The sequence below is a fragment of the Pseudomonas sp. CYM-20-01 genome (assembly GCF_023169845.1).
GTDB lineage: Bacteria > Pseudomonadota > Gammaproteobacteria > Pseudomonadales > Pseudomonadaceae > Aquipseudomonas > Aquipseudomonas azotoformans.
This window is the reverse complement of record NZ_AP025169.1, coordinates 3,436,761-3,459,018: the sequence shown is the minus strand read 5'-3', so window position 1 is coordinate 3,459,018 and position 22,258 is coordinate 3,436,761. Positions and strand designations below refer to the sequence as shown.

Annotated in this window: 21 protein-coding genes, 1 tRNA gene and 1 pseudogene; 15 read left to right on the top strand and 8 right to left on the bottom strand. The window is 62.0% G+C overall.

The genetic code is table 11. From position 1 onward, the window contains the following. Positions 1-11: 11 nt before the first annotated feature. The 4 genes from M2497_RS15430 to M2497_RS15415 are packed head-to-tail and all read left to right on the top strand — an operon-like array spanning position 12 to position 4,793. Complete coding sequence (locus tag M2497_RS15430) at positions 12-938, top strand: 4-hydroxyproline epimerase (RefSeq protein WP_248481390.1); 927 nt, start codon at positions 12-14, stop codon at positions 936-938. A 33-nt stretch (positions 939-971) separates the two neighbouring features. Beyond that, on the top strand, positions 972-1,919 hold the full coding sequence (locus M2497_RS15425) for a dihydrodipicolinate synthase family protein (RefSeq protein WP_248481388.1): 948 nt from the start codon (positions 972-974) through the stop codon (positions 1,917-1,919). A 60-nt stretch (positions 1,920-1,979) separates the two neighbouring features. Beyond that, positions 1,980-3,551, top strand: coding sequence for an aldehyde dehydrogenase (NADP(+)) (locus M2497_RS15420; RefSeq protein WP_248481387.1), 1,572 nt, complete (start codon positions 1,980-1,982; stop codon positions 3,549-3,551). 3 nt (positions 3,552-3,554) lie between these two features. Further along, positions 3,555-4,793: an FAD-dependent oxidoreductase gene (locus M2497_RS15415; RefSeq protein ID WP_248481386.1), complete on the top strand. Its 1,239-nt coding sequence runs from the start codon at positions 3,555-3,557 to the stop codon at positions 4,791-4,793. A gap of 133 nt (positions 4,794-4,926) precedes the next feature. Here the strand turns inward: M2497_RS15415 and M2497_RS15410 are convergent, their stop codons facing one another. From M2497_RS15410 to M2497_RS15390, 5 genes are all read right to left on the bottom strand, one after another. Beyond that, positions 4,927-5,841: an ADP-ribosylglycohydrolase family protein gene (locus M2497_RS15410; RefSeq protein WP_248481385.1), complete on the bottom strand. Its 915-nt coding sequence runs from the start codon at positions 5,839-5,841 to the stop codon at positions 4,927-4,929. A gap of 36 nt (positions 5,842-5,877) precedes the next feature. Then, positions 5,878-6,858, bottom strand: a complete 981-nt coding sequence (locus tag M2497_RS15405; RefSeq protein WP_248488210.1) for a GlxA family transcriptional regulator — start codon at positions 6,856-6,858, stop codon at positions 5,878-5,880. Between the two features lie 514 nt (positions 6,859-7,372). Continuing rightward, entirely contained in the window at positions 7,373-7,981 is a 609-nt protein-coding gene (locus M2497_RS15400) for a LysE family translocator (RefSeq protein WP_248481384.1), read from the bottom strand. A gap of 269 nt (positions 7,982-8,250) precedes the next feature. Further along, complete coding sequence (locus tag M2497_RS15395; protein ID WP_248481383.1) at positions 8,251-8,409, bottom strand: hypothetical protein; 159 nt, start codon at positions 8,407-8,409, stop codon at positions 8,251-8,253. A 125-nt stretch (positions 8,410-8,534) separates the two neighbouring features. Further along, the gene (locus M2497_RS15390; protein ID WP_071495510.1) at positions 8,535-8,999 is read right to left on the bottom strand and encodes a hypothetical protein; all 465 of its coding nucleotides are present in this window, start codon (positions 8,997-8,999) and stop codon (positions 8,535-8,537) included. Positions 9,000-9,206: 207 nt separating this feature from the next. Here M2497_RS15390 and gcvA point away from each other — a divergent pair, with 207 nt between their 5' ends. The 3 genes from gcvA to M2497_RS15375 all read left to right on the top strand — a co-directional run bounded on the left by gcvA (position 9,207) and on the right by M2497_RS15375 (position 11,806). Then, positions 9,207-10,112, top strand: a complete 906-nt coding sequence (gene gcvA, locus M2497_RS15385) for a transcriptional regulator GcvA (RefSeq protein ID WP_248481382.1) — start codon at positions 9,207-9,209, stop codon at positions 10,110-10,112. 75 nt (positions 10,113-10,187) lie between these two features. Next, complete coding sequence (locus tag M2497_RS15380; RefSeq protein ID WP_248481380.1) at positions 10,188-11,015, top strand: DMT family transporter; 828 nt, start codon at positions 10,188-10,190, stop codon at positions 11,013-11,015. 29 nt (positions 11,016-11,044) lie between these two features. Beyond that, positions 11,045-11,806, top strand: a complete 762-nt coding sequence (locus M2497_RS15375; RefSeq protein ID WP_248481379.1) for an SDR family oxidoreductase — start codon at positions 11,045-11,047, stop codon at positions 11,804-11,806. A 14-nt stretch (positions 11,807-11,820) separates the two neighbouring features. On the opposite strand, the gene M2497_RS15370 is transcribed toward M2497_RS15375, so the two are convergent. Next, entirely contained in the window at positions 11,821-12,534 is a 714-nt protein-coding gene (locus M2497_RS15370; protein ID WP_248481378.1) for a CerR family C-terminal domain-containing protein, read from the bottom strand. A gap of 99 nt (positions 12,535-12,633) precedes the next feature. Between M2497_RS15370 and M2497_RS15365 the strand changes: the two genes are divergently transcribed. The 8 genes and pseudogenes from M2497_RS15365 (at position 12,634) to M2497_RS15330 (ending at position 19,318) form a co-directional block, all read left to right on the top strand. Beyond that, positions 12,634-13,743 carry an HlyD family secretion protein gene (locus tag M2497_RS15365; RefSeq protein ID WP_248481377.1) on the top strand — a complete coding sequence of 370 codons (1,110 nt, stop codon included), beginning with the start codon at positions 12,634-12,636 and terminating at the stop codon, positions 13,741-13,743. After that, positions 13,736-15,304: a DHA2 family efflux MFS transporter permease subunit gene (locus M2497_RS15360; RefSeq protein ID WP_248481376.1), complete on the top strand. Its 1,569-nt coding sequence runs from the start codon at positions 13,736-13,738 to the stop codon at positions 15,302-15,304. Before M2497_RS15365 ends, M2497_RS15360 begins: the two co-directional genes overlap by 8 nt. Next, positions 15,301-16,702: pseudogene (locus M2497_RS15355) on the top strand (efflux transporter outer membrane subunit). The gene M2497_RS15360 and the pseudogene M2497_RS15355 overlap by 4 nt, the downstream one beginning before the upstream one ends. Positions 16,703-16,741: 39 nt before the next feature. Beyond that, positions 16,742-17,272 carry a GNAT family N-acetyltransferase gene (locus M2497_RS15350; RefSeq protein WP_248481375.1) on the top strand — a complete coding sequence of 177 codons (531 nt, stop codon included), beginning with the start codon at positions 16,742-16,744 and terminating at the stop codon, positions 17,270-17,272. Continuing rightward, a complete protein-coding gene (locus M2497_RS15345) occupies positions 17,273-17,527 on the top strand; it encodes a hypothetical protein (protein WP_248481374.1) in 255 nt (84 codons plus the stop codon). Between the two features lie 530 nt (positions 17,528-18,057). After that, on the top strand, positions 18,058-18,315 hold the full coding sequence (locus M2497_RS15340) for a DUF3077 domain-containing protein (RefSeq protein WP_248481373.1): 258 nt from the start codon (positions 18,058-18,060) through the stop codon (positions 18,313-18,315). A 214-nt stretch (positions 18,316-18,529) separates the two neighbouring features. Continuing rightward, positions 18,530-18,784, top strand: coding sequence for a hypothetical protein (locus M2497_RS15335; protein ID WP_248481372.1), 255 nt, complete (start codon positions 18,530-18,532; stop codon positions 18,782-18,784). Between the two features lie 261 nt (positions 18,785-19,045). Continuing rightward, positions 19,046-19,318: a pepsin-like aspartyl protease gene (locus M2497_RS15330; RefSeq protein WP_248481371.1), complete on the top strand. Its 273-nt coding sequence runs from the start codon at positions 19,046-19,048 to the stop codon at positions 19,316-19,318. Positions 19,319-19,559: 241 nt separating this feature from the next. On the opposite strand, the gene M2497_RS15325 is transcribed toward M2497_RS15330, so the two are convergent. Then, positions 19,560-19,633: transfer RNA gene (locus tag M2497_RS15325), tRNA-Cys, on the bottom strand. A gap of 212 nt (positions 19,634-19,845) precedes the next feature. After that, positions 19,846-22,131: an acylase gene (locus tag M2497_RS15320; protein WP_248481369.1), complete on the bottom strand. Its 2,286-nt coding sequence runs from the start codon at positions 22,129-22,131 to the stop codon at positions 19,846-19,848. Positions 22,132-22,258 lie beyond the last annotated feature (127 nt).

Sequence of the window (22,258 nt, the reverse complement as noted above, 5' to 3'; positions counted from 1 at the left end):
AGGAGCGTTTTATGAAGCGATTGCATGTGATCGACTCCCATACCGGCGGCGAACCGACGCGCCTGGTGATGAGCGGTTTTCCGGCGCTGGAGGGCGTCACGATTGCCGATCAGCTGCACCACCTGCGCAACGAGCACGACCAGTGGCGCCGCGCCTGCATCCTGGAACCGCGAGGCAATGATGTGCTGGTCGGCGCGCTGTACTGCGCGCCGGTCACGCCGGGCGCCATTTGCGGGGTGATCTTCTTCAACAACGCCGGCTACCTTGGCATGTGTGGCCACGGCACTATCGGGCTGGTGGCTTCGCTGCATCACCTGGGCCGCATCGCGCCTGGCGTGCACACCATCGACACACCCGTCGGGCCGGTCGCGGCTACCTTGCACGAAGACGGCGCGGTGACCTTGCGCAATGTGCCTGCCTACCGCTATCGCGAGCAGATCGCAGTGCGCGTGCCGGGTCACGGCATAGTCCATGGCGATATCGCCTGGGGCGGCAACTGGTTTTTCCTGGTGTCGGAGCATGGCCAGCGCCTACAGATGGACAACGTCGACGCCCTCACCGACTACACCTGGGCAATGCTCAAGGCCCTGGAAGACCAAGGCATCCACGGCGCCGACGGTGCACTGATCGACCACATCGAACTGTTCGCCGACGACGACCACGCCGACAGCCGCAACTTCGTGATGTGCCCCGGCAAAGCCTACGACCGCTCGCCCTGCGGCACCGGCACCAGCGCCAAGCTGGCCTGCCTGGCCGCCGATGGAAAACTCGCGCCCGGCGAAACCTGGGTGCAAGCCAGCATCACCGGCAGCCAATTCGAAGGCCGCTATGAATGGGACGGCGAACGTGTGCGCCCCTTCATCACCGGCCGTGCCCACATGACCGCCGACAGCACCTTGCTGATCGACCCGCAAGACCCTTTTGCCTGGGGCATCTGAGCCCTCCCCCTACTGGAAACTGGAGTGAACACCATGAACGACAACATCTTCACCGGCTGCATCCCTGCCCTGATGACCCCGTGCACGCCTGAGCGCAAGCCGGACTTCGACGCCCTGGTCGCCAAAGGCCGCGAGCTGATCGATATCGGCATGAGCGCGGTGGTGTACTGCGGCTCCATGGGCGACTGGCCGTTACTCACCGAGGCCGAACGCCAGGAAGGCGTGGCGCGGCTGGTGGCGGCCGGTGTACCGACCATCGTCGGCACCGGCGCGGTGAACAGCCGCGAAGCCGTGGCCCATGCGGCCCACGCCGCCAAGGTCGGTGCCCATGGCTTGATGGTGATTCCGCGTGTGCTGTCCCGGGGTGCCTCCGCCACCGCACAAAAGGCGCACTTCTCGGCGATCCTCAAGGCTGCGCCAGGCCTGCCGGCGGTGATCTACAACAGCCCGTACTACGGCTTCGCGACCCGCGCCGAGCTGTTCTTCGAATTGCGCCGCGAACACCCGAACCTGATCGGCTTCAAGGAGTTCGGTGGCGGTGCCGACCTGCGCTACGCCGCCGAACACATCACCTCCCAGGACGACAGCGTGACCCTCATGGTCGGGGTCGACACCCAGGTGGTGCACGGTTTCGTCAACTGCAATGCCACCGGCGCCATCACCGGCATCGGCAACGCACTGCCTCGGGAAGTGCTGCAACTGGTGGCCCTGAGTAAAAAAGCCGCCAAGGGCGATGCCAAGGCCCGTCGCCAGGCGCGTGACCTGGAAGCTGCGCTGGCGGTGCTGTCGTCCTTCGACGAGGGCTGCGACCTGGTGCTGTATTACAAACACTTGATGGTGCTGAACGGTGACAAGGGCTACGCCCTGCACTTCAACGAAACCGATGCCCTCAGCGATGCCCAGCGTCGTTACGCAGAGAACCAGTACGCCCTGTTCCGCCAGTGGTACGCCAGCTGGTCGGCGGAACAGAACGTCGCCTGACCCTTCGCGCGCCGCTGCGACGCTCGCAGCGGCCAACCCTCTTTTTTCCAGGAAATACCCATGACTCTGACGGGCAAGATGCTGATCGGTCAGCACGCCACTGCCGGCAATCGCAAAGCGATCCGGGCGATCAATCCCGCCACCGATGCCGCCTTGGAACCGGCCTACCTCGGCGGCAACGGCGAGCATGTCGCACAGGCCTGTGCCTTGGCGTGGGCGGCATTGGATGCCTATCGCGAAACCTCTTTGGAGGCGCGCGCCACTTTCCTTGAGACCATCGCCGCGCACATCGAGGCCCTCGGCGATGAACTGATCGACCGCGCCGTTGCCGAAACCGGCCTGCCCCGCCCACGTATCCAGGGCGAACGTGGGCGCACCTGCGGGCAACTGCGCACCTTTGCCCGCACCGTGCGTGCCGGGGAATGGCTGGATGTGCGGGTTGATAACGCACAACCGCAACGCCAGCCCCTGCCCCGTCCAGACCTGCGGCAACGCCATATCGCGCTCGGCCCGGTCGCGGTGTTTGGCGCCAGCAACTTCCCATTGGCCTTTTCCGTGGCCGGTGGGGATACCGCCTCTGCGCTGGCTGCCGGTTGCCCGGTCATCGTCAAAGCCCACGGCGCGCACCCTGGCACCAGTGAACTGGTGGGTCGTGCGGTGGCGCAGGCGGTCAAGGCGTGCGGTCTGCCGGAGGGCGTTTTTTCGCTGCTGTACGGTTCGGGCCGCGAGGTGGGCATTGCGCTGGTCACCGACCCGCGCATCAAGGCCGTCGGGTTTACCGGCTCGCGCAGCGGTGGCCTGGCGTTGATCCAGGCAGCGCAGGCACGGCCAGAGCCGATTCCGGTCTACGCGGAGATGAGTTCGATCAACCCGGTGTACCTGTTTCCGGCAGCGTTGGCGGCCAGGGGTGAAGCATTGGCCCAGGGTTTTGTGGCGTCGTTGACCCAGGGCGCCGGGCAGTTCTGTACCAACCCGGGGTTGGTCATTGCGGTGCAAGGCCCAGCCCTGGATCGCTTCATCAGCCTGGCCAGTGGCTTGCTGCCGACCTGTGGGGCACAGACCATGCTCACGCCGGGCATTGCCAGTGCCTACGCTGCAGGCGTAGGCGAACTCGCTGAACATGCAAAGGTGGCCGCAAAGGGTTTGCCGGTGACAGGCCCCAACCAGGGCCAGGCCCAGCTGTTCGTGACCCAGGCGCAGGCGTTCCTGGCCAATGAGCATCTGCAAGCGGAAGTGTTCGGCGCGGCGTCACTGCTAGTCGTTTGCACCGACAGTGAAGAAGTGCGCCAAGTATCCGAGCATCTCGAAGGCCAGCTCACCGCCACGTTACACATGGATGAGAACGACCTTCCCGAGGCCAAGGCACTGCTGCCGGTGTTGGAGCGCAAGGCCGGTCGCTTGCTCGTCAATGGCTGGCCGACTGGCGTTGAGGTGTGTGATGCCATGGTCCACGGTGGCCCCTTCCCGGCCACCTCGGATGCGCGCAGCACATCGGTGGGTACGGCGGCGATCCAGCGTTTCCTGCGGCCAGTGTGTTATCAGGATTTCCCCGATGCATTGCTGCCGGCCGCGCTCCAGCACGGCAACCCGTTGCTGCTGCGACGCCTGCTTGACGGCCAGAGAGAGGCATAAGCGATGTCCGATCCCGATATCGTCGTAGTTGGCGCCGGCATCATTGGCGTCGCCTGCGCCCTGCAACTGGCGCGTCAGGGCCGGCACGTGGTGGTGGTCGATCAACAGGAACCCGGCATGGGCGCGTCCTATGGCAACGCCGGGCACCTGGCGACCGAACAGGTGTTCCCGATTGCCGACGTGTCGATCCTCAAGCGCTTGCCCGGCATGCTGCTGGACCCCATGGGCCCGCTGCGCCTGGATTGGAAATACCTGCCGCGCGCCCTGCCCTGGTTTGCGCGGCTGCTGTTGAACCTGCGTCCGGCGCGCTATCAGCGTACCGTCGCGGGTATTCGTGCGCTTAACGAAGGCAGCCTGGACGCCTGGCAGCGCCTGCTGCACAGCATCGGACGTGCGCACCTGCTGCGTGAAGACGGGTCATTGTTGGTGTACGAACGAGCGGACTCACGCGACGCACTCCAGGCCTTGCAGCAGCGCATGCAAGCGCAGCAGGTGCCCGTGGCGTTCTGGACCGGCGATGCCATTCGCCAGGCTGCGCCGCAGTTGAGCGAGCGCATCCAGGGCGGGCTGTTTTTCCCGAGCACCGGGCACTTCCTCGACCCGTACCAGGTGGTGTGCGAACTGGTCCAGGCTGCCAAGGCCAGTGGCGTAGAGTTCTTCAAGCGCCAGGTACTGGATGGACGGGTTGAGGAACACGGCGTCTCCCTCACCACCGATCAGGGCACCCTGAGCGCACGCCAGGTGTTGATTGCGTGCGGCGCCCACTCGGCCAAATTGACCGCTGCCCTGACCGGCAAAAAGGTCCCGCTGGACACGGAACGCGGCTATCATCTGATGCTGCCCCATGAGCTGCATCGCCTGCCGTTTGCGGTGACGTCCCTGGAACGCAAATTCATCATGACCCCCATGACCGACGGCCTGCGCCTGGCTGGCACGGTGGAATTCGCCGGCCTGAAGCGCCCGGCAAATATGCAGCGTGCCTGGCAGTTGCATCGGTTGAGCAAGGGGTTGTTTCGGGATGACCTCAACGCAGAGGGTGCCACACCGTGGATGGGGTTCCGGCCGTCACTGCCGGACTCGTTGCCGGTGATTGACCGGGTGTGTGACGGGAAGGTGCTGCTTGCGTTCGGGCACCAGCATCTGGGGTTGACGCAGGCGGCGGTGACGGCGGAGATGATTGGGGAATTGGCGAGCAAGGGTCAAACACCGTTACTCACGCCTTATCGCCTGGACCGCTTCTGACCAACGCGTTTTTTTGCGGTGAGTTGCCTGTTGTGGCGAGCGGGCTTGCCCCGCGTTGGGCTGCGAAGCAGCCCTGAAAACAAACACCGCGCTCTGTCTGACAGGCGGCGGTGTTTTCTATTGGGGGGCTTAATCATGGGGTTTGAGCAGCCGTGCTGTAGAGTGCGTCAGCCATTTCCTCAATTTCATCACGCATACAAAGCTTGTTCAGCCAGCCCGTCGGGATGCCTTGCACGCCGTAATATGCACCCGCCAACTGACCAACGATGGCGGCAGTAGTGTCAGCGTCGTCACCCAGGTTCGCGGCAGCCAACACCGCGTCGGCGAAGCTGTCAGTATGTTTTACGCACCACAGCGCCGCCTCCAATGACGCCACGGCGTAACCGGAACCCGTTATCTGCGCACGGGTCTTGTTGCAATACTCCCCCTGGGCAATCGCTACGACTTTGGGCGCAGAAAGACCCGCGCAAGAGATATTCAACAGGCGCTCCTTCGTTGCTCCACTCAACGCGTTACCGATGGCTCTCGCCAACACCACGCAACACTCGATTGCCTCTTGGGCTCCGTGAGTCGTACGGGAGCTTTCTCGGGAAAAGTCATCAACGCTTTGCAGGTTTGGAAAGTAAAACAGTACCAGCGGCGCGAGGCGCATCATCGAACCGTTGCCTGCGGAAAAAGGCTCTGTCGAACCTGCAAACGGATCACCTTGCGACTCAAACGCCGTGAGCGCCGTGCGCACGGTCATGCCTATATCAAAGCAATCACCGGTAGAGCTCAGGTAACCCCACTTCCACCAGTTCAGGTATCGCCCCATCTGGTCAGCTGCATCAAAACCACCTTTACGCAGCAAGCTTTCCGCAAGGCACAACGCCATCGAGGTGTCGTCCGTCCATTGGCCCGCTTTCAGGTTGAACGGTCCTCCTCCAACCATGTCGGTGACCGCTGGGAATGTGCCGCGAGGCATGAATTCAACAGTGGTGCCCACGGCGTCGCCACAGGCCAAGCCCAACAGGCTGCCACGGTAACGATCCAAAAGCGTGAGAGACATTTGTCATCCTTTAAAGAAAGTGAGTCAGTCAGCACTTTACTTGACCAAGCGCTTCTCCTTCGAGGGGCGATAGCCGAAGTACGAGCTATAGCACTTGCTGAAATGGCTCGGCGACACAAACCCGCAGGCTACCAGCACCTCCACCTGCGACAGCTCGGTGTGCTGCAACAGCCGCCGCGCCTCGGTCACCCGCAGCTCCATGTAGTACCGCTGCGGGGTGGTGCCCAGTTGCTCCTTGAACAAGCGCTCCAGCTGGCGCCGCGAGCGGCCGGCGTACACCGCCAGTTGGTCCAGCTCCAAAGGTTCTTCGAGGTTGGCGTCCATCAGTTTCACCACTTCACGCAACGGCGCACTGACGCTGACGTTTTCGGTGGGTTTGATGCGGCGGTAGCGCGACTCCTCGAAGGCCAGGATGTCCTCGATGCCTTCGACGAGTGCCTTGTCATGCAGGCCCTTGATCCAGTCCAGCGCCATGTGGAAGGCGCCGGACGGGCTTGAAGCGGTGAGGCGGTCGCGGTCGATCACGTAGGGTTCGCTGGTAACGTGAGTGGCCTTGGAGACTTCTGCCAGCGCCGGACGGTGTTCTGGGTGAATGGCGCAGCGATAGCCCTGCAACAGGCCGGCGCGCCCAAGGAACCAGGCGCCGTTCCACAAGCCCGCAAGGCTGATGCCCTGTTCGGCGGCGGTGTGCAGCAGGTGGATGAAGGCTTCGCCGGCCTTGAGTTCGGTACGGAATCCGCCGCAGATCACCAGCAGGTCCAGGTCGTGCAATGCCCCGGCATCCAGGCGCGCATCGGGGCGAATCACCAGGCCCAGGTCACTGATGACTTCGCCATCGTCACAGCCGAAGGTGCGCGAAGCGAACAGTTCGGGGCGCAGCAGGTTGGCGGTGACGAAGGTGTCGAGGGTCTGGGTGAATGCTGGCAGGGAGAAATGTTCAAGCAACAGGAAGCCGACGCGGGTGACCGACGCCGGTTGTTGGGTTTCGTTGAGGTAGCGCAGGTTCTTGCCTTTCATGCCACCGCTGAATTGACGTCTTTCCATCGAGGGTTGGCCCACTCTTATTGTTGAGGTCTTTGAAAAACCGGCCATTAAGGGCGAACACTGTAGCTGTGGCGAGCGGGCTTGTCCCGCGTTGGGTTGCGAAGCGACCCTGGAAGGGGGAATGCGGTGAATCAGGCACTCTGTGGCTGCTGGTTTTGGGGCTGCTTCGCAGCCCAACGCGGGGCAAGCCCGCTCGCCACAGCGTATTTATCGCCTGTTGTGCCTAGAGACCTGGCTGCCGCAGGCGCTGATCCTGAGAAAGCCACACGCACTGCAAGCCCCCGGCTGAACAGCGGCAAGCGCATCTGATACGGTTTTTTCTTTGCTATCTGCGTCTGTATCGAAACGCCGTCTGGGCGGACAATGACCCCATCCCCACTCCCTTCCCTTCGGAGGCCTTATGACCAAGATGGCACTTTTCCTGTTCGGCTTTTTGGTGCTGACCATCGGCATCGGCCTGCTGGCCACGATCTCGCCGGTCTGACGCTCAGCCGGCAAACAGCATCGGGTACAGCGACAGCACCAACAGCCCGGCCATCGTCCAGTTGAACAGGCGCAACCAGCGCGGCTCACGCAGCACATTGCGCAAGCCGCTGCCACACCCCACCCATACACACACACTGGGCAGGTTGACCACGGCGAACACCAGTGCAATCACCAGCACATTGGTGACGTAGCCTTCGGCCGGCGTGTAAGTGGTGATAGCGCCCAGCGCCATGATCCAGGCCTTGGGGTTCACCCATTGGAATGCCGCCGCGCCGAAGAAAGTCATGGGCTTGCCCTGCTCGTCCGCGCTGTCGGACATGCCGCCCGCTGTCGCGATCTTCCACGCCAGGTACAGCAAGTACGCCGCCCCCACGTAGCGCAACACCGTGTACGCCCACGGGAACACCTTGAACACTTCGCCCAGCCCCAGCCCCACCGAAATCACCAGCAGCATGAACCCGATGCTGATCCCCAATGCATGGGGCATCGAGCGGCGAAAGCCGAAGTTCACCCCGGAGGCAAGCAGCATGGTGTTATTGGGTCCGGGCGTGATCGAGGACACGAAGGCGAACAGCACAAAGGCGGACAACAGGCTGGTAGACATGAACATGACGCGGCATCCAAACGGCGGGGGTGTGCCTGCGACAGTAGAGGGTTATCGGCTGCCCTGCCCCGTACAGCCAGGGCCGGATTGAGGCATACACTTTTTTGCCATGGTTTTCACAAACCTTTCACAGACAGGCGCCTAGGGTGGCCTCAGCTCCTAATGAACATCCCTTTAGCCCGCGCTCCCCACGCGGGCTTTTCTTTGCCCTGGGTTTATCGCAGGCAAAAAAACAGGCAAGCCGTGCTTCACGGCTTGCCTGCCTGGCCTATCGGTTAACGCGGTCCGCCGCCAGGGCCAGGGCCGCCGCCCTGACCATGCCCGCCACCGCCGTGACCACCGCCACCACCCGGTGGCATGAACATCAAGCAGCCGGACAAGGTCGATAACAGCGCGACCACCACAGCCGCCTTGGTTAGATAACTCAACTTCATGACTACACTCTCTTACTTGACGAGATTGACTTCTCGCTGGGTATGACAGTGCAAACCGAAGTGCGTCACGGCTATCGTGTAACCCGTTGGTAGGGTTTGTAGGGCCAACGGTACAAACTGCTGTTTTAGTTCTGCGGCCGCTGCTTGGTCGAATCCAGCTCGGCTTTTTTACCCGTGGAAATCTCAGTGATCTGCGCAGACTTGGCAATCGCGAAATCGAAGGTGTCCTGCATTTTTGCAATCGCGTCGGTCGACGTGCCGTTCAGCCCACCGTTGGCGGCCCAATCGAAGTTCCACACACCGGAGAGGTTATCGGCACCCGGCACATCGTGGGTTTCGATGGCGGTGAAGACGTCAGGATGACGCTCCATGTACTTGGCCGCATCGGAGACTTCGGCCGGCACCTTGCCCGAGGCGTTGTTGGCCAGTTGGGTCAGTTCCTGCTTGGTAATGGCTGACTTGCCGGTCTGGCGCATGTAGTCGGCGATCACTTTGCTGGACTTGGCGATGTTCAACTTGTCATCGAACACCGACGGTGACGCTTTAGGCGTGTTTGCCCCGCTGCCGGCGGGCGTTACGGTGGTAGACATCGGCGCTGCTCCCCTGATGGTACGAATGAAATCGTCGTGCTGACGATAGCCAGGAGCAGACGTTAGCATGGGCAATGGGCCATTAATCTGTGCTTCACAACAATTCACAAGGCCAGGGTCTGCGGCTTCTGTGAAAGCCTGCGAATCCATTACCATGAGCCGGTATTCATGCTGATTGATTGCCAGCCCCCTACCCGGACCCCAGTCATGAGAGACCTACCACCCACCGCCACCCTGCGTGCCTTCGAAGTGGCGACCCGGCACGCGACGTTCACATCGGCTTCAGAAGAGCTGCATGTGACCCAGAGCGCGGTCAGCCACCAACTCAAGCACCTCGAAGACCTGTGGGGCCTGCAGTTGTTCCAGCGCGGCAAAGCGTTGCGGCTAACCCCGGCCGGGGCCGCACTGGCGCCCATTGTGCGCGAGTTTTTCATGAACCTTGAGGCCACGCTGGCTGACCTCAGGGAACAAAAAGGCCGGGTTCGCCTGAAGGTCAGCACCACGTATTCGTTCGCCTTGAAATGGCTGCTGCCCAGGTTGCCCAGCCTGTCGCAGCAACATCCGCAAATCCTGATCACGCTGGAGACCAGCGACAAGGCCATCAAATTCTCCAGCGCAGACGCGGATGTGGCCATCCGCCTGGGCAACGGCAATTACCCCGGCCTGCACTCGGAGTTCATGCTCCGCGAGCAGATCTTCCCGGTGGCCAGCCCCGACCTGCTCAAGCGTTTCGGCGCTCCCCACGAGCCCGCCGAGCTGCTGCGTTACCCGTTGCTGACGCGCGACGGCGCAGACCTGGTGCCCAAGTGGGAAGCCTGGTTCGAGCATATCGGCGTCAGCATTGCCCCCCTCAAGGAAAGCGTCAGGTTCGCTGACACCAACATGACCATCGAGGCGGCGCTGCTGGGCCAAGGTATTGCGCTGGCGCGAAGCGGCCACGTCGAAGCGGAAATCAACGACGGCCGCCTGGTCAGGCTGTTTGAGCTGCCGTTCGCGTCGCCGGTGGGCTACTACTTTGTGTGCCCGAAAGGGATCGAAACCCAGCCGCATATCATCAGCTTTCGTAACTGGTTGTTGGCCGAGTCGATGCAGGCACAGCAGAATTATCGGTGATGCATGAAGAATTACTCATGACCGGATGAAAAGACTTCGCTGTTAGACACGCCCTTGTGGTGTTTACCATGGCGCATGCCTTTATCCATCGTTCTACTCATCCTCTTCGCCGCCCTCTTGCATGCAAGCTGGAACGCATTGTTGCGCGTCGGCGCCGACAGGCTGTGGTCAATGACCATGATGTGCGTGGCGGTGGCCATCGCCAGCAGTGTCATCGCCTTGTTTCTCGCCCCTCCCGCGCCCGCCAGCTGGCCCTACGCCGTGCTGTCGGGCGTGTTGCACGTGGGCTATAACCTGTTCCTGGTGCGAAGCTACAAGGTGGGCGACCTGGGGCAGACCTACCCGATTGCCCGCGGCTCCTCGCCCATTCTGATCACGCTGTGCGCATTGGTGTTTGCCGGGGAAACGGTCAGCACAAACGCCCTGATCGGCATCGTGCTGGTATCGGGCGGCATTATTTCACTGGCCTTCAGACAGCGCCGGCTGGCGGTGCCCAGCCTGCCCTACGCCCTGGGCACAGGTTTTTTCATTGCGGCCTACAGCGTCACGGACGGTATTGGCGCGAGGCTGTCCGGCGCACCGCTGGCCTACACGGTATGGATGTGTGCGCTCTGGGGCGTATTGATGCCACTGGTGTACATCGGCCTGCGCGACACACGCAGCCTCTTCGCACCACGCCCCGGCGTCATCACGGCCTTGATCGGGGGGCTGGTGTCCCTGCTGGCCTACGGCATCGTTATTTATGCCATGTCCCACGCGCCGATGGGCGCTGTTTCAGCCCTGCGCGAAACCAGCGTGCTGTTTGCGGCATTGATCGGTTATTGCTTCCTGGGCGAGTCACTGACTGTGCGCAAAGTGTTGGCGTGCCTGGTCATTGCGATCGGCACGATGCTTATAGGTTGATCTTTCACCCCTCACAGGAGGTTCAAGCAATGGATACGGTCTCTTCAACCCCGCTGATTCTGATCACCGGCGGCAGCCGCGGTGTCGGCGCAGCAACCGCACGGCTTGCGGCGGCGCAAGGCTACGATGTCGCCATCAGCTACGTCAGCAACGAAGCAGCCGCACTCGGCGTGGTGACGGATGTGCAAGCGATGGGGCGGCGTGCCCTGGCCATTCGTGCCGACAGTGCGGACCCTGAACAGGTCGCGCAGTTGTTCGCTGCCATTGACCAGACGTTTGGCCGTCTCGACGTGCTGGTCAATAACGCCGCGATCATTGCCCTGCAATCGCGCTTTGAAGACCTCGACTTCGCCCGCATGCAGCGCGTCTTCGCGATCAATGCCATCGGCCCGATGCTGTGCGCGCAGCACGCGGTGAAACGCATGTCGCTGCGCCACAACGGCACGGGTGGCAGCGTGATCAACGTGTCCTCCGCCTCCGCCCGGCTGGGCAGCCCGAACGAGTATGTCGATTACGCTGCCTCCAAGGGCGCCCTGGAGACATTCACCATCGGCTTGTCCAAAGAGGTCGCCCGTGAAGGCATACGCGTCAACTGCGTACGGCCTGGGCATATCTACACCGACATGCATGCCAGCGGCGGCGAGCCGGGTCGCGTGGATCGGGTCAAGGACAGCATTCCCATGGGCCGCGGTGGCGAGCCCGAAGAGGTGGCGCGCGCCATCCTGTGGCTGGCCGGTAAGGAAGCGTCGTTCATCACCGGGACCTTCCTGGATGTGACAGGCGGCAAGTAAGCGGCAACCACCGATTATCGGGAGGCCAGTTGGTCCCGGCGCCGGGCCAGCCCTTCCAGGGTGAACCGCGCCTGCATCAGCACCACCTCCCGCACCAGTTCCATCTCCTTCTGGTTCACTTCGCTCCACTTCAAGGCTTCCAGCAGCTTGGGCTTCTGGATGCGGAAGGCCAGGCCCTGGGTAAACAGCGCCATGGAATGGATCACCGTGCGCTCATCCTCCAGCGCCAGGCCGGCCACGCGCGCGATCAGCTGGCGGATGACCCGCGCAATACGTGCCTTGAACCGCTCCTCGAAGGCCATCGTCGCGCTTTGCGGGCACAACCCAGCCTGGTGGCGATCCATGAACGCACGCCATGCCGTGGTTTGCGGGCTGTCCTGGATGGTTGAAACCACGGTGCCGAGAATGCCCAGCGAGGCGTCGATCAGCGCGCTGTCGCCGCAATCGGCATCGGCCAACACGCTTTCCGCTGCCTCCACCGGCGGCGACATCTTGCGCCACAGCAGCGTGATCAAGTGCTCGACGCACGCCAGGTACACGCCTTCCTTGCCATCGAAGTAGTACTGGATCGCAGGTGCGTTGACGCCCGCGGCCGTGGCGATATCGCGGGTCGACGCGCCATTGTAGCCCCGTGCGCCAAACACCTCGACGGCGGCCTCGATGATGCGTGCGCGGGTTTCTTCGCCGCGCTGGTAACCACCCTCGGCGGCAGGTTTGTGTCGTGCCATGTGCAGCTCCCTTCGAATACCGGACCAAAATATACCAGTTGACAAAAATTCGCGAAAAAACGAATTTATTCCACCCGTTATAAATCTGGAGTGACCTCGATGTCGGCTGCACCTCCCTCCCCTCAGGTCATGCCTGAAGAAACTGTCAACGGTCAACGCGGCAAGGCCCGGCGCATCCTGCTCAGCGTGGCCGGCGTTGCCTTGTTGGCGGGCGTGTCGTGGGGCGCCTGGTGGTGGATCACCGGGCGGTTTATCGAGACCACCGACGACGCCTACCTGCAAGCCGACAGCATCAGCGTGGCGCCAAAGATCAACGGCTACGTGGCCGACGTGCTGGTGAGCGACAACCAGAACGTCAAGCGTGGCGACGTGCTGGTGCGCCTGGATGCGCGCAAGTACCAGGCCGTGAGCGATGAAGCCTCGGCGACCATCGCCGCACGCAATGCCGACTTCGCCAAGGCCCAGGCCGACCTGGTGCAACAGGACTCGACCATCGCCGAAGCCCGCGCCCAATTGCAGGGCGCCGAGGCCGATGCCCGGCATGCGCAGACCGAAGTCGCCCGCTACGCGCCGCTGGCCCGCTCGGGCGCCGAACCGGAAGAGCGCCTGGCCCAACTGAACAACCAACTGGCACAGGCCCGCAGCACCGTGGCGGCCAAACAGGCGGCGCTGCGGTCCAGCCAGACTCGCTACGGCACGTTGCAGGCCCAGCTCAAGCAGGCCCAGGCGCAACTGGGCGTAGCCAGGGCCAGCGAGGCGCAAAGCCAACTGGACGTCGACGACGCGGTCATCCGCAGCCCGCTGGACGGCCGTGTGGCTGACCGTGGCGTACGCGTGGGGCAGTACGTGCAACCTGGTACGCGTTTGCTGACCGTGGTGCCGATCAGCGCGATCTACCTCACCGCCAACTACAAGGAAACCCAGATCGGTGGCATGCGCCCCGGCCAGACCGTCACCGTGCATGTCGACGCCCTACCCGGCCGCGACCTGCAAGGCCACATCGACAGCCTGGCGCCCGGCACCGGCGCGCAGTTCGCCTTGCTGCCGCCGTCGAATGCCACCGGCAACTTCACCAAAATCGTGCAGCGCGTGCCGGTGCGCATTGCACTGGACGTGCCGGACGACCTGCGCGCCGCACTGATGCCGGGCCTGTCGGCCACCGTGGAAGTCGACACCCGCACCCACGCCGCAGACGCCAACCATGGCTGAGGTGATCATGGCCGAGGCAGCCGCCGAGAAACCGCGCAACGCCTCGCTGACCGACTGGATCGCCGTCGCCGCCGGCGCGCTGGGTGCCCTGCTGGCGACCCTGGATGTGTCGATCACCAACTCGGCGTTGCCGCAGATCCAGGGCCAGATCGGCGCCACCGGCACCGAAGGCACCTGGATCGCCACCGGCTACCTGATGTCGGAAATCGTCATGATCCCCCTCGCGGCCTGGCTGACCCGAGTCTTCGGCCTGCGCCGGTTCCTGATCGGCACCGCACTCACCTTCACGCTGTTCTCGATGTTCTGCGGCCTGTCCACCAGCCTCGGCGCGATGATCGCCGGGCGCATTGGCCAGGGCTTCGCCGGCGGTGCGATGATTCCGACCGCGCAGACCATCGTGCGCACGCGCCTGCCGCCCCACCAACTGGCCATCGGCACCACGATGTTCGGCATGACCGTGATCCTCGGTCCCTTGCTCGGCCCGGTGATCGGCGGCTGGTTGACGGAGAACATCAACTGGCGCTGGTGCTTCTTTCTCAACCTCCCCATCAGCATCGCGCTGATCACCCTGCTGATCACCGGCCTGCCCAGCGAACGCATGAACCTGCAGCGCTTTATCAGCGCCGACTGGCTGGGCATTCTCGGACTGGCGATGGGCTTGAGCTCGCTGACCGTGGTGCTGGAAGAAGGCCAGCGTGAACACTGGTTCGACTCGCTGCTGATCGTGTGGCTGAGCATTGCCACGGTCACCGGGTTTTTCCTGATTGCCGTGGGGCAATTGCGTTCCAGTACACCGATCCTGCGCCTGCCACTGGTGCTCAACAAAAGCTTTGGCAGCGTGTTGCTGATCGGTACGGCGGTGGGCGCAGGGCTGTATGGCACGGCCTATCTGGTGCCGCAATTTCTCGGGATTTTGTCCGGCTATAACGCGCAGCAGTCCGGCGCGATCATGCTGCTGTCGGGGATTCCGGCGTTTTTGCTGATGCCGATCCTGCCGCGGATGCTCGGCCGCTACGACCTGCGCTGGATGGTCGGCGCAGGCCTGCTGCTGTACTGGGCCAGTTGTTTTGTGGACACCCTGTTGACCGCCGACAGCGTCGGCCATGATTTTGTCTGGTCTCAGTTGCTGCGCGGCTTCGGGCAGATCCTGGTGATGATGCCCCTCAGCCAACTGTCCATGCGTTCGGTCGAGACCAAGGACGCCGGCGATGCGGCCGGGCTCTACAACATGTCACGCAACCTCGGCGGCACCATCGGCCTGGCGCTGCTCGGCGTGTTGATGGACCGGCGCAGCCACTTCCATGACGACCGGCTGCGCGAAGGGATCCTGGCCAACAGCCAATTGACCCAGGATCACATGGCCAGCAACACCGCCAGCTACCTGGCACAGACCGGCGACGCCTCCACCGCCTCGTTGCAAGCCATGGCCCAACTGGCCAATGACATCGCCCGCCAAGCCTCGGTGATGGCCTACAACGACTCGTTCTACGTATTGGGACTCGCAATGCTGGCGTGCCTGCCCCTGATCTTCATCCTTAAAAAGCGCACGGTACAGCCATGATTGCTCGCTCGTTTCCTCTGCTCCTGACCGTTGGGCTGCTATCGGCCTGCACCGTGGGCCCGGACTACTCGGGCGCCCCCGATGCCGCGCCGAAAACCCTGGCCGCCGGGCACCTGCCCCACGCCGACCACAAAGCGCCCAGCGCACCGGCCGTGGCGCAGTGGTGGCGAACGTTGAATGACCCGCAACTCAATGAACTGGTCGACCTGGCGCTGAACAACAGCCCCGATATCGCCACCGCCCAGGCCCGCCTGAAACAGTCGCGCGCCAGCCTCAGCGGTGCACGGGCCGACGCCCTGCCCAAGGTCACCGGCGACGCCGCGATGCTCAAACTGCGCTCGCCCGACACCTCCGCACTGGGTGGCGGCGGTGGCGGTCGCGGGCCATTGACGCTCTACCTGGCCGGCTTCGATGCCAGTTGGGAGGCCGACCTGTTCGGCGGCACGCGCCGTGCGGTCGAAGCGGCGCAGGCGGAGGCCGACGCTGCCCAGGCGCAACTGGCGGACGGCCAGGTGCAACTGGCCGCCGAAGTGGTGCAGGCCTACACCGACCTGCGCGACCAACAGGCACGCCTGGCCCTGGTCGACGCGAGTGTCGACATCGAAAACCAGGCCCTCGACCTGACCCAGCAACGTCGCAGCCGTGGTGTGGCCTCACAGCTGCAACTGGAACAAGTCCTCACCCAGGCAGAAAACACCCAGGCCCAACGCCTGCCGTTGCAAGCCGCCATCGTTGAATCCCTGGACCAACTCGGCCTGCTTTGCGGCCAGGAACCCGGTGAACTGGACGGCCGTCTCGCCACCGCCAAAGCCCTGCCCGCCATCCCCGGCGTGGTGCCCGTGGCAGACCCCGCCGCCCTGCTCAAGGCCCGCCCCGACATCCGTGTCGCCGAACGCAAACTGGCCTCCAGCAACGCACAGATCGGCGAGAAAACCGCCGACTGGTTTCCCAAGCTTAGCCTGATGGGCGACCTGTCGTTCTCCGCCGGCGACCCCGGCCACCTCGCCCGCAAAGACAACGGCACCTGGCTGATCCTGCCGCGCTTGACCTGGAACGCCCTGGACTTCGGCCGCGTGGCCGCCAGTGTCAAAGGCGCCGAAGCCGGTCGCGACGAAGCGCTCGCACAGTACAAAAGTGTCGTACTGAGCGCGCTGCGCGACGCCGATGTGGCCCTGGCGCGGTACGGCCATCAACGCCAGAACGTGGTGCTGTTGCGCAATGTGGAATCCTCGGCAGTGCGTGCGGCAGACCTGACCCGCCAACGCTACCGTGCGGGCACCGCCGGATGCGGAACGCACCCGCTACCAGGCCCAGGAGAGCCGGATTTCCGGGGACGCGGAGTTACTCAAGGATTTTGCTTCGTTGCACAAGGCATTGGGGCTGGGCTGGACGTTATGACACACTGCCTCGCCAAGCGCCGCCTGACACGAGGACAGCATGCTCCGTATTCATCCAGCAACCCACGCCGACCTTGAAGCCCTGCGCGACGTCGGCTGCACCACCTACCGAGAACACTTCACACACATCTGGTCGCCTGCCGGCTTGCAGGCCTTCCTCGACCGCGACTTCTCCCCTGCCTCGCTGAACCAATCACTCGAATCATCCGACAGCCAAACGTGGCTGCTCGCGTCGGACGAAAGCGAGCGGCCCGTAGGCCTCGCCAAGATCAACTGGTCAGCCCCTGCCCCGGTCACGGGTGAAGTGGGCGCAGAACTGCGCAAGATCTACTTTCTCAAATCGGCGGCTGGGCGTGGGTATGGGAAACGACTGGTGCAATACATCTGTGAACAGGCCGTGGAACGTGGAGACAGCTTGCTGTGGCTGACGGTACTCAAGTCCAATCCGGATGCGCGGCGGTTTTATCAGGCGTTTGGCTTCCAGGTGATGGGGGAAATTCCATTCAAGACCGATCTGGCGGAGATTGGGATGGATGTCATGGGGTTTGACCTGAAACGGTTGGGGCAATAAATGGAAGAATTGATCCAGGGGCTCGACGGGCCCAGGACGGCCCAGCAGGAGTTGTTCTACGACCTGGAAGATGCGGCGGCGGTGATTGGCTGGTCGGTGGTTGAGTTGACCGCCTTGGCCGCCAGCGGTCGGACGCCGGATGATGCAGTGGCGCTGATGAAGATCTGTGCGTTGCTGGCGGCGCAACAGGAGAAGATCCGCGCGTATGCGGGTGAGGTTAAGGATCAGCGGATTGTCAGGGCTGACGTCCTGTAAATACGCATGTTCGCGGATTCAAAAAGGAATTTAGGGCTGCCGTTTTCAAAAGCATTGAGCAGTCCCCAGCGTGCTCAATTGCTTTCTATTTTCAGGACACGAGGCCGTCCTGCTTGGCTTCGGACATTTCCCACAACTTGGTGCGGTTGAGCCATAGGAAGCCACTTGGCTAGGATTGGCCGTCGCAGTAAATCCTGTGGCCGGGTGTCGCAACCTGAAGTAGTCTGAGGCGCGGTAGCGCCATAGCTCTGTAGCAGGCGCTTTTTTTATGCCTGCTTACCGCATCTATGGTGGACCGTGTGAGGCGGGCTTTTGCCCGGCCGGTACCCTCGGACGCCGGTTTGCGACCCTCGCACGGTCCACCACCCACCCGTGTCGCAACGGCGGTGGTGGCCTCTTAACTTTCCGAGGGTGTAGAGGATGTTGTTTACAGATCGAAGCTACCCAATCCCTGAAGTAAACATGCCAACGAGCAGTCGACATGCCGCTGTGATTCGTCACTCAATGAGTGGCGCGCTGAGGTATTACTCATGAAAAGACACGAACTTGATGACATTTTTTCAAACAGCGTATTCAGCGTGAAGCCTGGCTTGAGTTCCGAGGAGGCGCTAGTAAACGCAAGTGAGCTTTTGGCTTCAGCTTCAGCGATGGCTAATGAGCAGGCGTTCGCGTCGAGTGGAACGCAGCGTCTTCAAACGTTTGGTTTGGCGCAGATCATTGAGAGCGCGATGCTTCTCGTAAACGCTGCGCTTGATGAGCGGGTTCCGACGAGTAATCCATCGACTTGAAGACGCTGAAAAAGAGGGGGCGGACCATTGGTATCGGATATCGTGGTCTGACCCCTTTTTCTTCCTCAAGTCCAATCCGAAGTCCAATCCGGATGCGCGGCGGTTTTATCAGGCGTTTGGCTTCCAGGTGATGGGGGAAATTCCATTCAAGACCGATCTGGCGGAGATTGGGATGGATGTCATGGGGTTTGACCTGAAACGGTTGGGGCAATAAATGAAAGAATTGATCCAGGGGCTCGACGGGCCCAGGACAGCTCAGCAGGAATTGTTCTACGACCTGGAAGATGCGGCGGCGGTGATTGGCTGGTCGGTGGTTGAGTTGACCACTTTGGCCGCCAACGGTCGGACGCCGGATGATGCAGTGGCATTAATGAAAATCTGCGCGTTGCTGGCGGTGCAGCAGGAAAAGATGGGGGCGTATGCGGGTGAGGTTAAGGAACAGCGGATCGTAAGATCTGAGGCCCCGTAAACATGCATAGCCAGCAGATGCCAATGCCACGAATATCAACAGTGACGCGACGCGCACCTTCAGCGAAGGTCGAAGTTTCCGGTTTCCAGTAGGCTTACATATTTTTGTCGCCTGCCGTCACGAGATATAACCTTTCGTCCCCTAACCAAAAGCAAATCAAACTAACGACCTGTGAGAATTGACAGGAGATAAGTCAATCCCACGGAGTGACAATTAAATTTCCGATCGACTTTCAATAACACTCGAGAAAGGAAATGAAAAATGGCACTTGACACCACACAAATCCTTGTTGAAAACATGGAAAGCATGCATAGCATCATCAAGACCATCTTGATGGAAAATTTATCCGCCGAAGACAAAGCCGTATTTTCTCAATCGCAATTCTACGCAGCGAGATTCGATGGGATATTAGGAATGGCATTGCCACAGATCAGCACACTTGGGGTAACTCAAGCATTCACAAACCTAAACAAAAATCTATTTTTGCAGCTATCAAGTGAAAAATTGCTGTTTGATAAGGTCACTCCGCGCTAATGGTCGTCTTGGCTAGTGAAAAAACAAGTTTGGCACTCGCAAGGACCTTTGTAGGCGCTGGAAGCTCAGGCGCACCGCCAGCGCACTATTGGACGAGCCGGCGTTCTTGGCACCAGCACCGACAAATACGATGTCGCTGTACAGCCCGTGGGGATCAACACATACCACAGGTCTCAGAAGGGTTCTTAATGGCAGACAATAAAAAAGCCCCGTAGATCATTGATCTACGGGGCTTTAAGAGTGGAGGCCGAGGTCGGAATCGAACCGGCGTAGGCGGATTTGCAATCCGCTGCATAACCATTTTGCTACTCGGCCTCAAACGATCAATGCCCTGACTGCTGACACTCACCGCATAAAAACTTGAGTGGGCTATAAAACCCTGCCTCTACTCTAACTCATTGAATACATTGAAGTTTTTAATGCTTCGTTGCGTTCGATGGGCGCCATTATGTACGTATTTGCCTAGGCGTGCAACCCCTTGATTTCAAAAATATTTCGTATTGGCATCAAGGGGTTGCGGGCCTGCCCTACTCCTTGATGCGCAGTTGCTGGTACTGCGGGTCGGCCTTGATTTGGGCTTCAGTGAAGGGCAGCGGGCGCAGTTGTTTTTGGGAGAAGGCTTGGGTCTGGTCCTTGGCGTGTGGGGAAGCCGGGTTGGTCGACTCGGAGAACGCGAGGATGCCTTGGGCATGGGGGCCCTGGTCGTCGAAGGTGACGATTTGCAGGTAGCTGGTGCCGCTGACCACTTCGCGCTTGCCGTCGGCGCGCGGCACGGTTTGCATGGCGTTGTAGATGCCGAGTTCCTGTGGGCCGCCGTGGATCGGGGTTTGCCCGGAGACTTGGATGTCGCCCCAGGTGCTGTTGGCGGTCAGGCCCAATTTTGCGACGTCGGCGGTGGAGGCCAGCATGGCTTCGCGCAGGGCTTTGGCGACGTCGGCGCGGTCGATGGCCAGGCCACGTGGCGTGGTGAGGGGTTGGGCCGGGTCGAAGGCCACGCGCCAGGCGTCGGGGATCTGCTGCAGGTGCTGCACCAGATTGATGAAGTGCACCAGGCCAAGGCCGCTGTCGAGGTTGGCGCGCTGGTCCCAGGTTTTCAGGCTGGTGCACAGGGGTTGCAAGGCGGTGGCGTCGGCGCCGAGGTGTTTGGCACAGAACGCGAGCAGGTCGGGCATGACTTGGCCAGCCAGGTATACCTCGTTGTCCATCACCATGTTGTGCAGGTCGCTGACGCTGATCGGTTTAGCCAGCGATTGCAGACGTTGCAAGGCGAAACGCGCACGCGCGCCCAGGCCGATGTGGTCCTGGCTGATCACCGGGGAGAACCCGGTGAGCGGCGCCTGGGGGTTGGCCAGCCATGCCGAGTCGTTGGAGTGCTGCACGTAGTCGGTGCGTTGCAATTGCGGCAGTTGCTCGGCCACGAAGATGCCGGCCTGGGCGGCGCGTGGGTCAACGTCCCAGGCACAGGCGCTGTGGGCGCCGTCGAGCACGATCATCTGCAAGCCGGCGCGTGGGTCGCTGCACTGCGCCAGTTTTGCCGCGCTGACGTTGGGCACCACCGACAGGTTCATGTACAGGCTCTGGCCCTGGTCATCGGCGGCCAGGGTGTTGACCCACGGGATGCCCTGTAGAGTGTGCACCGAGGTTTTCAGTTGGTCGAGGCTGCCGGCACGGTTCATCGCGTACCACTGTTGCAGCACGCGGTCGTTGCCCAGGTTGGCGTCGCGCAGGCTGAAGGCGTAATGGCTGTCCCAATCGAGCTTGCCCGGCCACTGCACCACCGGGCCGAATTGCGAGCTATAGACCGTGTGCGATTGGTCCTTGAGGCTGCCGTCGGCTTGTTTGACCTGCACCGTCACCGTGGTTTTATCCAGGGCGACCGATTTGCCGTCGAGCAGGTAGCGCGTGGAGTCCTTGGGGTCGAGGGTCAGGCGGTACAAGGTGAAGTGCTTGGACGTGTCCACCGTATGGGTCCACGCCACATGCTGGTTAAAACCGATATTGATCACCGGCAGGCCCGGCAGCGCAGCGCCCATCACATCCAGCTGGCCGGGGATGGTCAGGTGCATCTCGTAAAACCGCATGCCGCCCACCCATGGGAAGTGCGGGTTGGCCAGCAACATGCCGCGCCCGTTGAACGAGCGGTCACGGCCTACTGCCACGGCGTTACTGCCGCGATCGAAAGCGAAGCGCTGTTGGTTGGCGGCAGCCATTTCAAAGGCCTTGGCGGTGGTCGCAACGTTGGCCGTTGCTTGAGGCGGCATCGCACCCACCAGGGCTTCGGCGAATTGGCCGACACCACCTTCGACCAATAGCCTGCGGGTCAGCTTGACCAGGTCTTCAGCCACCAGCGGCCGTACCCACGCCGCCTGACACTGTGCAGGCGCGCCCTGCTCTTTCAGATAACGGTTGTAGCCGGCCACATAACCTTCAATACGCTGCTGGATCTGCGGGCTCTGCGCCCTCCAGAACGCAGCGACCGCGTCCGGCGTATTGAGCCAGCCAAAGAACAGGTCACTGGCCAGGTTGTTGCGCTCCTCCAGGGTCGCCTGTTCGGGGCCGAAGAAGCGGGCGCGCTGACCATTTACGGTGACCACTTCATTGGCCAGCAGGCACAGGTTGTCCTGGGCGTAGGCGTAGCCAATGCCGAAGCCCAGGCCCCGCTCATCGTTGGCGCGGATATGCGGCACGCCGTAACTGGTGCGCCGGATCTCCGCCGATGCTTGCGTCACCTGCTCCCGCGCAGCGGCAGCCAGGCTCACGCCCAGCAACACCCCGGCCACACACACCCTGGACAACCCATTGGAAATAATCACGCAGACTCCACCGTCAGATTTAACCGCCTCACAAGGGGCAATAAGCCCACCGTAAGAACGCAAACCACCAGGAATAATTTAGCGCGCAGGGTCGTTTATTTAAGGCGATGCGCAGGTGACAAAACCG